Origin of the sequence: Rothia sp. HMSC064F07 (assembly GCF_001837265.1) — a bacterium.
GTDB classification, from domain to species: domain Bacteria; phylum Actinomycetota; class Actinomycetes; order Actinomycetales; family Micrococcaceae; genus Rothia; species Rothia mucilaginosa.
The window spans coordinates 502866-517278 of the sequence record NZ_KV831926.1; the positions used below are offsets into that span (position 1 = coordinate 502866).

A 14413-nucleotide genomic window follows, 5' to 3' on the forward strand; every position below is an offset into this window, starting at 1 on the left:
AAATTTCCGATATATTGGGCAGTATGGAACAAGCATCACAGATTAAGGGCCCGGATGGCCCCCTTACCGATCAGCTGATTAAGTTCGGTAAGTTCTTCTCCCGCTGGGATGAGACTGAAGACGGCCGCGCCGTCTTCCGTGAAGGCGGCCGTGAAGGTGACGCCTTCTACCGCGACCGTTGGAGCCACGATAAGGAAGTTCGCTCTACCCACGGCGTGAACTGCACCGGCTCCTGCTCCTGGAAGGTGTATGTCAAGGATGGCATTATCACCTGGGAAGCACAGGAAACCGACTACCCCACGGTTGGTCCCGACCGCCCCGAGTACGAGCCCCGCGGCTGCCCCCGCGGTGCAGCGTTCTCGTGGTACACCTACTCTCCCACTCGCGTTAAGTACCCCTACGTTCGCGGTCTCCTGCTGGAGATGTACCGCGAAGCGAAGGCAATCCACAACGATCCCGTGGACGCCTTCCACTCCATCGTGTCCGACCCCGCCAAGCGTGCACGCTACGTGAACGCACGTGGTAAGGGTGGTCTGGTGCGCTCGACCTGGGCTGAGGCTCTCGAGCTGATGGCTGCTGCTCACGTGCACACCATCAAGTACTACGGTCCCGACCGTAACACCGGCTTCACCCCGATTCCGGCAATGTCCATGGCGTCCTTCAGCGCGGGTGTTCGCTACATCCAGCTGGCCGGTGGCGTCATGACCAGCTTCTACGACTGGTACGCTGACCTCCCCGTGGCTTCCCCGCAGGTCTTCGGCGACCAGACCGACGTTCCCGAGTCTGGCGACTGGTGGGACGCTGCATACCTCATCATGTGGGGTGCAAACGTTCCGCTGACCCGTACCCCGGATGCTCACTGGGTCTCCGAGGTCCGCTACCGCGGTACCAAGGTTGTCACCGTGAGCCCCGACTACGCCGACAACACCAAGTTCGCTGACGAGTGGCTGCCCGCCCAGGCAGGTACCGACGCGGCACTGGCAATGGCGATGGGCCACGTCATCCTTAAGGAGAACTACGTCGACCAGCGTGTCGAGTTCTTCGAGGACTTCTCCCTGACCTACACCGACCTTCCCTTCCTGGTCACCCTGGAAACCCGTGAAGACGGCATTAAGGTTCCCTCCAAGTTCCTGACCGCTGCAAAGCTCGCTGGCGAGGCTGAGCAGGCTAACGCTGACTTCAAGCCCGTCCTGATGGACCGCGAGACCGGCGAGGTCTTCGTGCCCAACGGCACCATGGGTCACCGTTACGCTCAGGAAGACCAGGGCAAGTGGAACCTGGATTTGCAGGGTCGTAAGCCGATTCTGTCGATTCGCGACCTGCCTCAGGGCCAGTCCGCAGCGGTTGAGATTAAGATGCCGACCTTCGATAACCCGAAGGGTCACGGCGACGTCATTACCCGCGGCGTGCCCGTAACCTACGTTGATGGTCACGAAGTTACTACCGTCTTCGATATCATGCTGGCACAGTACGGTGTGGGCCGTGAGGGTCTGCCCGGTACCTGGGCTAAGGACTACGAGGACTGGAACGTTCAGAATACCCCGGCATGGCAGGAGCAGATTACTTCTGTCCCCGCCGAGGCTGTTATCCGCGTTGCCCGCGAGTTCGCCAAGAGCGCCCTGGATTCCGGCGGTCGCTCCATGGTCATCTTCGGTGCAGGTATTTGCCAGTGGTACCACGCTGACACCACCTACCGCGCTATCCTCGCTCTGCTGAACCTGACCGGTTGCCAGGGCCGTAACGGTGGCGGTTGGGCTCACTACGTGGGCCAGGAGAAGGCACGTCCTCTGACCGGTCTGACCAACATCGCGAACGCTCTGGACTGGAGCCGCCCGCCGCGTCACATGATTGGTACCGGCTTCTGGTATATGCACACTGACCAGTTCCGTCAGGATGCGTACTCCACCGACTACCTGCAGTCCCCGCTGGCTAAGGGCGAGCTGCGCGACGTTCACACTGCTGACGTTGTGGCACGTTCTACCCGTATGGGCTGGATGCCGTTCTACCCGCAGTTCCCTGAGAACTCGCTGGACCTGGCAGACAAGGCAGAGCAGGCTGTGGCACGCGGCGAGGCTTCCTCGAACGCGGACTACATTGCACAGCGTCTGAACTCCGGTGACCTGGAGTTCTCCGTTGAGGACGTTGACAACCCCGTCAACTGGCCTCGTACCCTGACCCTGTGGCGTTCGAACCTGTTCGGTTCCTCCGCTAAGGGTGAGAGCTACTTCCTGAAGCACCTGGTCGGTAGCATGGACAACGTCCAGGGCTCCGACTCGGAGAAGCTGCCGAACGAAGTGAAGTGGGTTGACGACGCGCCTCAGGGCAAGCTGGATCTGCTGGTCACCTCGGACTTCCGTATGACCTCCACGACCCTGCTGTCTGACATCGTTCTGCCGACTGCTACCTGGTACGAGAAGCACGATATCTCCTCGACCGATATGCACCCGTTCCTGCACGCGTTCTCCCCGGCAATTGACCCGCCGTGGGAGGCAAAGACCGACCACGAGACCTTCAAGGCACTGGCGTTTGAGTTCAGCCGCCTGGCTAAGAAGCACCTCGGCGTCCGTAAGGACATCGTTTCGGTCCCGCTGTTGCACGACACCCCCGGCCAGATTGCTCAGCCCGGCGGCCACGCACCCGACTGGAAGAACACCCCCGGTATGGTGGGCGTACCCGGCAAGAACATGCCGAACTTCGTCACCGTCGAGCGCGACTACGGCGCACTGTACGACATGTACACCACCGTTGGCCCGCTGTTCGATAAGCTCGGTGCAACCACCAAGTTCATCACTTACGACCTGAAGGACGAAGTCGCGAAGATGGCTAAGGAATTCGGTGTGATGGACTCCGGTAAGGGCGCAGGTCGTCCGGCACTGGATACCGACGTGAAGATTTCTGAAGCAATCCTCATGATTTCCGGTACCTCCAACGGTGAGGTCGCTGTCAAGGGCTTCAAGGAGCTTGAGAAGCAGACCGGTCTGCACCTGATGGACCTGGCAGAAGGTAACGAGGAACGTCGTATCACCTTCCCCATGACCCAGGCCGCACCGCAGCCCGTGATGACCTCCCCCGAGTGGTCCGGTTCGGAGACCGGTGGTCGCCGTTACGCTCCGTTCACCGTCAACATCGAGAAGAAGAAGCCGTTCCACACCCTGACCGGCCGTATGCACTTCTTCCTCGACCACGACTGGATGCACGAAATGGGCGAGGCTCTGCCGATTTACCGTCCGCCGCTGGATATGACCGGCCTGTACAACGAGCCTGAGCTCGGTACTACCGATGGTGTTTCGGTTGCTGTTCGCTACCTGACCCCGCACAACAAGTGGGCAATTCACTCGCAGTACTTCGATAACCACTACATGCTGAGCATGTTCCGTGGCGGTCCGACTGCATGGATGAGCCCGCAGGACGCTGAGAAGATTGGCGTCAAGGATGGCGAGTGGATTGAGTGTGTGAACACCAATGGTGTCTTCGTCGGCCGTGCGGTTGTTTCGCACCGTATGCCCGAGGGCGTTTGCTACGTCTACCACGCTCAGGAGCGTATGGTTAGCCCGAAGTCTGAAGTCACCGGTAAGCGCGGTGGTATTCACAACTCGGTGACCCGTATTCTTCTGAAGCCCACCCACATGATTGGTGGCTACGCTCACCAGGCGTTCGCCTTCAACTATCTTGGACCGACCGGTAACCAGCGAGACATCGTCTCGTACATCCGTCGCCGTAAGTCCCAGGAGGTAACTTTCTAATGCGCGTTATGGCACAAGTTGCTATGGTGATGGCGCTCGATAAGTGCATCGGCTGCCACACCTGCTCCGTGACCTGTAAGCAGGCATGGACGAACCGAGCCGGTACCGAGTACGTCTGGTTCAACAACGTTGAGACTCGTCCCGGTCAGGGTTACCCCCGCCGTTACGAGGATCAGGAGAAGTGGAAGGGCGGCTGGGTGCTGAACAAGCGCGGTCGTTTGGAGCTCAAGAGCGGTAACCGCTTCCAGAAGCTCTTCACGATCTTCGCTTCCCCGATTCAGCCCGAGCTGAACGACTACTACGAGCCCTGGACCTACGATTACCAGAACCTGACCAGTGCTCCTCTGGGTGATGACTTCCCGGCTGCTAAGCCGGTCTCCCTCATCACCGGTGAGGACACCAAGGTCGAGTGGGGTATGAACTGGGACGACAACCTGGCTGGTGCGACCGAGTACGGTCACCTGGACCCGCTGGTTGAGAAGGTTCGCAAGAAGGCTGAGGACAAGATTAAGTTCGAGTTCGAGCAGACCTTCATGTTCTACCTGCCTCGTATTTGTGAGCACTGCTTGAACCCCTCCTGCATGGCTTCTTGCCCCTCCGGCGCTATCTACAAGCGCGCTGAGGACGGTATCGTTCTGGTTGACCAGGACCGTTGCCGCGGTTGGCGTCAGTGCATCACCGGTTGCCCCTACAAGAAGGTGTACTTCAACCACAAGACGGGTAAGGCTGAGAAGTGTACCTTCTGCTACCCCCGTATTGAGGCTGGTATTCCGACCGTGTGTGCTGAGACCTGTGTTGGTCGTATGCGCTACATCGGTATCTTCCTCTACGATGCAGACCGCGTGACTGAGGCTGCTTCGGTTGAGGATGAGAAGGACCTCTACGAGGCTCAGCTGTCGCTGATGCTTGATCCTTCGGATCCGGCTGTGATTGAGCAGGCTCGTAAGAACGACATCCCCGATGCGTGGATTACTGCAGCTCAGAAGTCGCCCGTATACAAGCTGGCGAAGGAGTGGAAGGTGGCTCTGCCCCTGCACCCCGAGTACCGCACCATGCCGATGGTTTGGTACGTGCCGCCGCTGTCTCCGATTGTTGACCTGCTCAAGGAACAGGGCCACGATGCAGAGAACAGCAACAACCTGTTCGGCGCTATTGAGTCTCTCCGTATTCCGGTTGAGTACCTGGCTGAGTTGTTCACCGCTGGTGACACTGAGGTTGTTACTAACGTTCTGCGCCGCCTGGCTGCGATGCGTTCGTACATGCGTGACATCAACCTCGGTGGCGAAGGCAACGAGGAGATTGCTCAGGCAGTTGGCATGACTGGTCAGCAGGTGTACGAGATGTACCGCCTGATGGCTATCGCTAAGTACAACGAGCGTTACGTCATTCCGAAGGCTCACATGGAAGACGCCCACAACCTTGAGGAAATGGGCTGCTCCCTGAGCGTGGATGGCGGACCCGGCATGTACGGCGATGCGTTCAACGACATGGAGGGTCGCCCGACCCCCGTGTCTACCGGTGTCTACGAGGCTAACAACAAGGTCAGCTTGTTCAGCTGGGATGGTTCTTCCCGTCCTGACGGCCTCTTCCCGAATACCACCGGAAAGAAGTAATAAGTGGCTGGATTCTTTTCCAAGCTCATGGGCAAGGCCGGTTCCGAGGCTACTGTCTCGGAGCCGGCTCAGCCGGAGAACCCGTTTGATATCGATTACGGTCCCGGCGAGGATAAGGACTCGGTGATTTACCAGGTGAGCGGTATGCTCCTGGGCTACCCCGATGAGGAGACTCTGAAGGTTCTGCCTGAACTGGTGGAGATTACCGCTTCCACCCAGGATGAGGCTTTCATTGCTGCCGTTGATGCGGTTCAACAGTGGCTGACTTCTAAGGACCTGGAGGATGTGCAGTCCGAGTACGTGCAGGAGTACGACCTTTCGCGTCGTCATTCTCTGCATCTGTCCTACTGGACCGATGGCGATACCCGCCGCCGTGGTGAGACTCTTCTGCGTTTTAAGCAGATGTACCGCGACTCCGGTATGTTGACCGTTTTGAATGGTGAGCTTCCGGACTACCTGCCGCTGGTGCTGGAGTTCTGTGCGTTGGTGGATCGCCGTAAGGGCCGTTCCGCTTTGCAGGCGTACCGTCCGTCCCTTGAGCTTCTTCGTCTGTCCATGAAGGACGGAAATCTGCCCCACTACGGGTTGTTGCAGAGCATCTGCGATACCCTTCCTGGCGTCTCTCCGCAGACTCAGGAGGAGGTCCAGAAGATGGCTGGCTACGGCCCTCCCGTCGAGACTGTTGGCCTGAATGGCTACGCTGATCATCAGCTGCTCCAGCAGGCTTCGGCTCGTTCTAACTAGTTTTATCCCTTGTGAGGAGACAACACGTGTACGTACTTGCTTCTGAGAACGCAGGACATGCTGCACAGGCTGTAGCCGATCCGGGTATTGTTGACATCCTGCTGTGGGGCGTTCTGCCCTATGTTGCACTGGTCATTCTGATTGGTGGCACCATTTGGCGTTACCGTACTGACCAGTTCGGATGGACTACCCGCTCGTCCCAGGTCTATGAATCGAAGCTGTTGCGCATCGCTTCGCCCCTGTTCCATTACGGTCTTGCGGCCGTTTTCCTTGGCCACGTTGGTGGTCTGGTGGTGCCTAAGGCATTCACCGACCTGGTCGTTTCGGATGACACTTACCACATTGTGGCGCTGGTCGGCGGTTCTGTTGCTGCGGTCGCAACCATTGTTGGTATGTTCGTTCTGATTGGTCGCCGTGTTTCGAACTCTCGTGTGCGTTCGGCTACCACTCGTAATGACGTTTTCATGTATGTCGTTTTGGTTCTGGTGATTCTCGCCGGTACTGCGGCTACTCTGATTTCGGCAGTGAACCCCTCGGGCGGTTTGCCTCCGGTGAATGGTCACGAGGTTCACTTCAACTACCGTGAGACCATTTCTGTGTGGTTCCGTTCGCTGTTCTACTTCCACCCTGAGGTAGCTTTGATGGTGAATATTCCCGTGGCTTTCAAGATTCACATCGTGGTGGCTATGGTTCTGTTCATCATTTGGCCCTTTACCCGCCTGGTGCACGCACTGACTGTGCCCCTGCACTACCTCTTCCGCCCCTACACCGTGTACCGCTCTCGTGGCGGCCAGCGTGTTGGTGCACGTCGAGGTTGGGATCCGGTAGGTACTCTCCCGCGTGAGCGCGCCGACCGCTAATACACATATCCATATTGCAAAAGAGGAAATATGAGCACCCCTGTTGCACCGAGCTACGACCTGAAGAATGGTCAGCTCCGTAACGTTCTGCTGGCAACGTTCATCTCGACCATCGGCTTCTGGGCTTGGACTATTGTTGGTCCGCTGGCCAAGCTGTACGCCAAGCAGATGCACTTGGACGCTGGTATGACCAGTGTTCTGGTGGCTATGCCGATTTTCATCGGCGCTATCGGCCGTATTCCCGTTGGTGGTCTGACTGACCGCTACGGTGGTCGTATTATGTTCACCGCTGTTCTGGCGATTAGCGCACCCCTGGTCTTCCTGGTTGGTGTTGCTGGTCAGATGAACTCGCTGCCCATGCTGCTTGTTGTGGCGTTCTTCCTGGGTATTGCGGGTACCGTGTTCGCTGTGGGTATTCCCTTCAGTTCCGCATGGTATGACGCTTCCAAGAAGGGTTTTGCGACCGGTGTGTTCGGTGCCGGCATGGTGGGTACTGCAATTTCTGCATTCGCTACCCCCCGCCTGGTGCAGGGTATTGGTTACTTCCAGACTCACGTTCTGATTGCTGTTATCTGTGCTGTAACCGCTGCTATCTCTTTCTTCTTCTTGAAGGATTCTCCGGCAACCATCGGCCGTGAGGTTACTCCGCTGATGCCGAAGATTGTTCAGGCATTCAAGGTGAAGACCACTTGGCAGCTGTGCTTCCTCTACGCTGTTGTGTTCGGTGCGTTCGTGGCATTCTCGAACTACCTGCCCACTTACCTGAGCAACATCTACAACTTCAACGCTAACGACGCTGGTATGCGTGCGGCTGGCTTCGCGGCTGCTGCCGTGATTGCTCGTCCCTTCGGTGGTGTGCTGGCTGATAAGTTCGGTCCGAAGATTATCACCCTCATCTCCCTGGGTGGTGTGGTGATCCTGGCAGTTATTACCGCGTTCCAGCCTGATGCTGAGCACGTGTATGGTGCTGTTTTCATCCTGATGGCTGCTCTTCTGGGTCTGGGCCACGGCTCGGTCTTCGGCTGGGTGGCTCGTGCGGCTGATCCGAAGAACGTTGGTGCGGTGTCCGGTGTGGTTGCTGCTGCTGGCGCTCTGGGTGGTTTCTTCCCGCCGCTGGTGATGGGTGCAACCTATAACCAGGCTGAGAACAACTACTTCATCGGTCTGATGCTGCTGGCTGTGACTGCGGCTCTGGCTTTCCTGTCGGCATTCCTGGTGCCGCACGGTGGCAAGCCCAACCACGCTAAGTAGGTTCTTCTAGTACATCCTTCTGCAGGATGTATGCGAAGTTTGCTTTGACTGAGTCCGGCTCGTTTTCTCTTCGGAGGGAACGAGCCGGACTTTGTGCTTTTCTGCTGTTTTGTCCTCTAACAGGGGTGGGCTTTGGCGGGGCAGAAGAGTTTGATGTTTGGGCATGTCGAATGTTGGTAAAGCTAGCGAAACTTTGTGGAGATGTGGGACACTTTAAAGTGTTCGACTCGTCGCAATAGCGCGACGTGACCCCTCTACGGTTTGCGCCGACCAATAGGAGAATCCTATGTCCTTTATTGATCGTCATCTCGGCCCCCGTTCCGCAGACGCAGAGCAGATGCTCGAAACCCTGGGATACTCTTCCCTGGATGCGCTGATGGACGCTGTCGTCCCCTCCCAGATTCGCCTTGACGGCGAATTGCAGTTGCCTGCTCCGCTGTCGGAGCATGAGGCTCAGGCAAAGATTGCCGGCTATGCTGCGAAGAATAAGGTTCTCGCCCAGATGATTGGTGCCGGATACTACGATGCAGTAACTCCCGCGGTTCTGCGCCGTAATATTCTGGAAAACCCCGGTTTCTACACTTCTTACACCCCGTACCAGGCTGAGATTTCTCAGGGCCGTCTGGAGGCTCTGCTGAACTTCCAGAACACCGTGATGGAGCTGACCGGCCTGGAGATTGCAAACTCCTCCCTGCTGGATGAGGCATCCGCAGTAGCTGAGGCAGCTGTCATGATGCACCGTGCGAACCGCAAGGTGAAGAACGGCTTCTTCGCGATTGACTCCCGTTGCCTGCCTCAGGTTATTTCGGTGACTCGCGGCCGTGCAGAGATGCTCGGCATTCCCTTCGTCATTACTGATTTCTCTGAGGGTCTGCCCGAGGGCGACCTGTACGGTATCGTCCTGGCGTACCCCGGCAATGAAGGCGATATTCGCGATATTGAGCCGCTGATTAAGGCCGCTAAGGAGCGTAACGCCCTGGTCACTGTGGTCGCTGACCTGCTGGCTCTGACCCTGCTGAAGTCTCCGGGTGAGCTGGGCGCTGATATCGCTGTGGGTAACACTCAGCGTTTCGGTCTGCCCTTCTTCTTCGGTGGCCCCCACGCTGCTTACATGGCTGTTCACAAGGGTATGGAGCGTACCATGCCTGGCCGTCTGGTGGGTGTTTCTAAGGATTCGGCTGGTAAGCCTGCATACCGTCTGGCTCTGCAGACTCGTGAGCAGCACATTCGCCGTGAGAAGGCTACTTCCAATATTTGTACTGCTCAGGCTCTGCTGGCGATTGTTGCTGGTGCTTACGCGATGTACCACGGTCCTGAGGGTCTGCGCGCTATCGCGAACCGCCTGCACACTAATGCCGCTCGTGTTGCTACCGCGCTGAAGTCTGCGGGCTACGGTATCGCTCACGATACTTTCTTCGACACCGTCGTGGTGGAGGCTGCTGGCCGTGCCGACGAGCTGGTTGCGAAGGCTCTGGAAGCTGGCGTGAACATCCGCCGCTTCGACGAGAACCGCATCGGTATTTCCGTGGGTGAGTCTCACGGTGAGGAGCTGCTCAAGGGCCTGGTTGAGGCTCTGGGCGGCACCCTGGGTGAGGCAGATGCACAGTACGATCTGCCCGCTGAGCTGCTGCGTACCGATGACTACATGCAGCACCCGATTTTCCACAAGTACCGTTCCGAGACCGAGATGATGCGCTACCTGCGTCACCTCGCCGACAAGGATCTGGCACTTGACCGCACCATGATTCCGCTGGGTTCGTGCACTATGAAGCTGAACGCGGCCGCTGAGATGGAGCCCATCTCCTGGCCTGAGTTCGCGAACATCCACCCGCTGGTCCCGGAGAATCAGGCTGAGGGCTGGCACGAGCTGATTAAGGATTTGAGCGAGTGGCTGGTTGCTATTACCGGTTACGATGCTATCTCGCTGCAGCCGAACTCGGGTGCGACCGGTGAGTACGCTGGTCTGCGCGCTATCCGTTCCTTCCATGAGGCTAACGGTGACCACGAGCGCGATACCGTCCTGATTCCGCTGTCTGCTCACGGCACCAACGCGGCATCTGCTGCTCTGGCTGGTCTGAAGGTTGCCGGTGTGGCAACTGCGGCTGACGGTTCGATTGATGTTGACGACCTGAAGGCAAAGATTGAGAAGTACGGCCCCAAGGTTGCCGGCATCATGATTACCTACCCTTCCACTCACGGTGTGTTTGAGGAGCAGGTTGCTGAGGTTTGCCAGCTGGTTCACGAGGCTGGCGGCCAGGTGTACCTGGATGGCGCGAACCTGAACGCTCAGATGGGCTTCGCTCAGCCCGGTAAGTTCGGCGGCGACGTTTCGCACCTGAACCTGCACAAGACCTTCTCCATTCCTCACGGTGGTGGCGGCCCCGGTGTTGGCCCGCTGGCTGTTCGTGAGCACTTGGCGAAGTTCCTGCCCGGTGACGCATACCGCGCTGATGCTGAAGGTAAGCTCCCCAACGATGCTGCACTGCCGATTTCGCAGGCGTTCTTCGGTTCTGCTGGTGTTCTGCCGATTAGCTGGATGTACATTGCGATGACTGGTGCTCAGGGTCTGAAGGACTCTTCGCAGTACGCGGTTCTGAACGCTAACTACATTGCGAAGAATCTCAACGACAAGTACCCGGTGCTGTACACCGGCCCCGGCGGTCTGGTCGCTCACGAGTGCATCCTGGACCTGCGTCAGCTGACCGATCAGTCTCACGTGACTGCTGAGGATGTCTGCAAGCGTCTGATGGACTTCGGCTTCCACGCTCCGACCCTGGCGTTCCCGGTTCCGGGCACCCTGATGGTTGAGCCGACTGAGTCTGAGTCGAAGGAAGAGCTGGACCGCTTCATTGAGGCAATGGAGACCATCTACGATGAGATTATCGAGGTGGCTGAGGGCAAGGTCGCTGTGGAGGATTCGGTTCTACGCAACGCACCGCACACCGTTGATGTGGTGAGCGCTGATGAGTGGGATCGCCCCTACAGCCGTACTCAGGCAGCTTTCCCTGTCCCGAGCCTGCGCGCTAATAAGTACTTCACTTCGGTGGGTCGTATTGATGGCGCTGGCGGTGACCGTAACTTCGTGTGCGAATGCCCCCCGATGGAGGCTTTCGACCTGGAAGCATAAGGAGCCTGTAACGCTCCTGGGTAGGCTGTAGCGGTCTACCTGCCTCACCCGTCCTCAGGTTCCTGGGGGCGGGTGGGGATCGCCTCCGCAGCGTATCTCGTGTCTGTGGGGGTGAACTAAATCTACGACGATTGAACGATAACAGCACAAGGCTGTGCGTGAGGAGAATCTAATGTCCCCCAAGAAGACCTCTCTGTACTCTGTCCACGAGAAGCTTGGCGCTTCTTTCACCGACTTCGGCGGCTGGGATATGCCCCTGAAGTACGCTAATGACGTTGCTGAGCATGAGGCTGTCCGTACTCGTGCCGGTATTTTCGACCTGTCCCACATGGGTGAGTTCCGTGTGACCGGTCCGGATGCGGGTGCGTTCCTGGATTACGCTCTGGTGTCGAACATGTCCATCCTGAAGGTCGGTAAGGCAAAGTACTCGATCCTGGTCAACGACAAGGGCGGCGTCATTGACGACCTGATTACTTACCGTCTGGGCGATGAGGAGTTCATGGTCGTTCCGAACGCTTCGAACATTGACACTGACTTCGCTGCGATGAGCGAGCGCCTGGGCGATTTCAACGTTGAGTTCGTGAACGAGTCGGATCAGACTTCTCTGGTGGCTGTTCAGGGTCCTCGTGCTGAGGAGATTCTGCTGGCTGCTGGTGTTTCTGATGAGGAGGCTGTCCGCGAGCTGAAGTACTACGCTTCGGTGCCGCTGACTGTTGCCGGTGTTGATGTTCTGCTGGCTCGTACCGGTTACACCGGTGAGGACGGCTTCGAGCTGTTTGTTCCGAATGAGAACGCTGTTGAGCTGTGGGATAAGCTGGCTGCTGCTGGTGAGCCTTTTGGTATGATTCCTGCCGGCCTGGCCTCTCGTGACTCCCTGCGTCTTGAGGCTGGTATGCCGCTGTACGGTCATGAGCTGGGTCTTGAGATTACTCCGTTTGAGTCCGGTCTGGGCCGTCTGGTCGAGATTGCTCTGGAGAAGAAGGCGGCTGACTTCGTTGGTCGTGAGGCTCTGACTGAGCTGGCTAAGAGCGAGTCGAAGCGCATCCTGGTTGGTTTGAAGGCTCAGGCGAAGCGTCCTGCTCGTGCCGGTTCTAAGCTGGTGGATGCTGAGGGCAATGAGATTGGTGAGGTTACCTCCGGTATTCCTTCCCCGACTCTGGGCTTCCCGATTGCTATGGCGCTGGTGAACCGTGAATTCTCTGAGGTTGGTTCTACTGTGGATGTTGATATCCGCGGTAAGCGTGCTCCGTTTGATGTTGTGGCTCTGCCGTTCTACAAGCGTGAGAAGTAAGAGTTTTTCTGCAGGTAATCTGTAGGGTAGAGGCGTCGTGTCCTGTGTGGGCACGGCGCCTTTTCTGTGCCGTGAGGTGGGCGTTGAATAGCGGGGGAGGGCGTGAGGTGTTCTGAGCCTTAGTTTGTGATGGTTCTGAAGTGCGTTAGGATTAGAGCGGCCAGTCAAGGGTGATTGTCCGCACTTATAGACTGCAGGTTGATGTGTGGTTCCTCCGTTGAGGGGCGCGTATCTTTTGGTGCGGTGCACAGACATTATTTATTTGAAGGACAGAACGTGGCTATTAACCAGAGCGCACCCAGTAGCGCCCAGAAGAAGGCAGAGGCTCTGCCGTATGACATCAGTGTTTTTGAGATGTTCAGCATTGGTGTGGGTCCTTCGAGTTCGCATACGGTGGGGCCGATGCGCGCTTCGAACCGTTTTGTGGCGGAGCTGATTGATGAGGGTCTGCTGGACCGTGTGACGGGTGTGCATGTTGACCTGTATGGTTCGTTGGCGGCTACGGGTGCTGGTCACGGTACGATGAGTGCTGCGTTGAAGGGCCTGTGTGGTTTTGTTCCGGAGACTATCAATATCGCTGATTCTGAGGCGATGATTGAGCGCAATAGCGTGGATGGTACTTTGCCGTTGGCTGGTTATCCGTCCTCTGCGTACGGTGTGACTGCGCCCGGTGGTGAGGAGCAGAAGGTATACGGCCCGGTGGTGAATTACCGTGAGCTGGATATGACCCTGCGTCCGTTGACGGTTCTTCCGCGCCATACGAACGGTATGAAGATTGCGGCGTTTGCGGGTGAGCAGCTACTGCTGGAGCGTACCTACTATTCGATTGGTGGCGGCTTCATTGTTGAGGGTGATGAGGCGGCGACCGGTGGCGCGTCGCTGATGAACCCTCCGTATCCGTTTGGTTCGGCTGCTGAGCTGCTGGAGATGGCGAATGAGTCTGGTCTGTCGATTGCGCAGTTGAAGATGGCGAATGAGTGTTCTCTGCGTTCTGAGCAGGAGGTCCGTGATGGTATCTTGCATATTTACCGTGTGATGAAGGAGTGTATCGGTTCTTCGTTGGCGCGTGTGGGTTATTTGCCGGGGCCGCTGAAGGTGCGTTGCCGTGCGGGTGCGTGGCATCGCGATTTGATGGTGGAGGATCCTTCGAAGTCTCCTGAGTTCGCTATTGACTGGGTGAATCTGATTGCTTTGGCGGTCAATGAGGAGAACGCTTTTGGTGGTCGTGTGGTGACTGCTCCGACGAATGGTGCTGCGGGTATTATTCCTGCGGTGCTGCATTACGCGATGAATTACACGCAGGGTATCCGCCATTGCGGTCAGGCTGCTCGTGATCAAGCGGTTGTTGATTTCTTCTTGGCGTCTGCTGCTGTGGGTGTGCTGTATAAGAAGCGCGCGTCGATTTCTGGTGCTGAGGTGGGTTGCCAGGGTGAGGTGGGTAGCGCCTCCTCGATGGCTGCTGCTGGTTTGGCGCAGGTGATGGGTGGTACTCCCGAGCAGGTTGAGAATGCGGCTGAGATTGCGATGGAACACAACCTGGGTCTGACGTGTGACCCGGTGGGTGGTTTGGTGCAGATTCCGTGTATTGAGCGTAATGCGATGGCTGCGTCGAATGCTGTGACGGCGGCTCGTATGGCGTTGCGTGGTGATGGTACGCACCGTGTGTCGTTGGATCAGGTGATTGAGACGATGCGTCAGACCGGTTTGGATATGTCTCACCGTTATAAGGAGACGTCCATGGGTGGTTTGGCTGTGAATGTGGTGGAATGCTAGGTGCACGCTGT

The 14413-nt window shown here is 57.6% G+C and carries 8 protein-coding genes; all 8 read left to right on the forward strand.

Translation table 11 applies throughout. From position 1 onward, the window contains the following. The first annotated feature begins 23 nt into the window (after positions 1 to 23). The 8 genes from HMPREF2712_RS04575 (at position 24) to HMPREF2712_RS04610 (ending at position 14402) form a co-directional block, all read left to right on the forward strand. Positions 24 to 3743 (forward strand): nitrate reductase subunit alpha, encoded by a 3720-nt coding sequence (locus HMPREF2712_RS04575; RefSeq protein WP_070819393.1) that lies wholly within the window; start codon positions 24 to 26, stop codon positions 3741 to 3743. Beyond that, a complete protein-coding gene (gene narH, locus HMPREF2712_RS04580; protein WP_005504921.1) occupies positions 3743 to 5356 on the forward strand; it encodes a nitrate reductase subunit beta in 1614 nt (537 codons plus the stop codon). The genes HMPREF2712_RS04575 and narH overlap by 1 nt, the downstream gene beginning before the upstream one ends. Positions 5357 to 5359: 3 nt before the next feature. Further along, entirely contained in the window at positions 5360 to 6100 is a 741-nt protein-coding gene (gene narJ / locus HMPREF2712_RS04585; RefSeq protein ID WP_005504922.1) for a nitrate reductase molybdenum cofactor assembly chaperone, read from the forward strand. A 26-nt stretch (positions 6101 to 6126) separates the two neighbouring features. Further along, complete coding sequence (gene narI / locus HMPREF2712_RS04590) at positions 6127 to 6960, forward strand: respiratory nitrate reductase subunit gamma (protein ID WP_049347293.1); 834 nt, start codon at positions 6127 to 6129, stop codon at positions 6958 to 6960. Positions 6961 to 6990: 30 nt separating this feature from the next. Then, complete coding sequence (locus HMPREF2712_RS04595; protein WP_049353781.1) at positions 6991 to 8211, forward strand: MFS transporter; 1221 nt, start codon at positions 6991 to 6993, stop codon at positions 8209 to 8211. A gap of 286 nt (positions 8212 to 8497) precedes the next feature. Continuing rightward, the gene (gene gcvP / locus HMPREF2712_RS04600) at positions 8498 to 11338 is read left to right on the forward strand and encodes an aminomethyl-transferring glycine dehydrogenase (protein WP_070819394.1); all 2841 of its coding nucleotides are present in this window, start codon (positions 8498 to 8500) and stop codon (positions 11336 to 11338) included. Between the two features lie 172 nt (positions 11339 to 11510). Further along, the gene (gene gcvT, locus HMPREF2712_RS04605; protein ID WP_049353778.1) at positions 11511 to 12629 is read left to right on the forward strand and encodes a glycine cleavage system aminomethyltransferase GcvT; all 1119 of its coding nucleotides are present in this window, start codon (positions 11511 to 11513) and stop codon (positions 12627 to 12629) included. A gap of 276 nt (positions 12630 to 12905) precedes the next feature. Continuing rightward, positions 12906 to 14402, forward strand: a complete 1497-nt coding sequence (locus HMPREF2712_RS04610; protein ID WP_070819395.1) for an L-serine ammonia-lyase — start codon at positions 12906 to 12908, stop codon at positions 14400 to 14402. Positions 14403 to 14413: the final 11 nt, after the last annotated feature.

Excerpts from the sequence above, each read along its gene's own strand:
- gcvP (WP_070819394.1), top strand. The coding sequence starts at position 8,498 with ATGTCCTTTATTGATCGTCATCTCGGCCCCCGTTCCGCAGACGCAGAG.
- narH (WP_005504921.1), top strand. The coding sequence starts at position 3,743 with ATGCGCGTTATGGCACAAGTTGCTATGGTGATGGCGCTCGATAAGTGC.
- gcvT (WP_049353778.1), top strand. The coding sequence starts at position 11,511 with ATGTCCCCCAAGAAGACCTCTCTGTACTCTGTCCACGAGAAGCTTGGC.
- HMPREF2712_RS04575 (WP_070819393.1), top strand. The coding sequence starts at position 24 with ATGGAACAAGCATCACAGATTAAGGGCCCGGATGGCCCCCTTACCGAT.
- HMPREF2712_RS04595 (WP_049353781.1), top strand. The coding sequence starts at position 6,991 with ATGAGCACCCCTGTTGCACCGAGCTACGACCTGAAGAATGGTCAGCTC.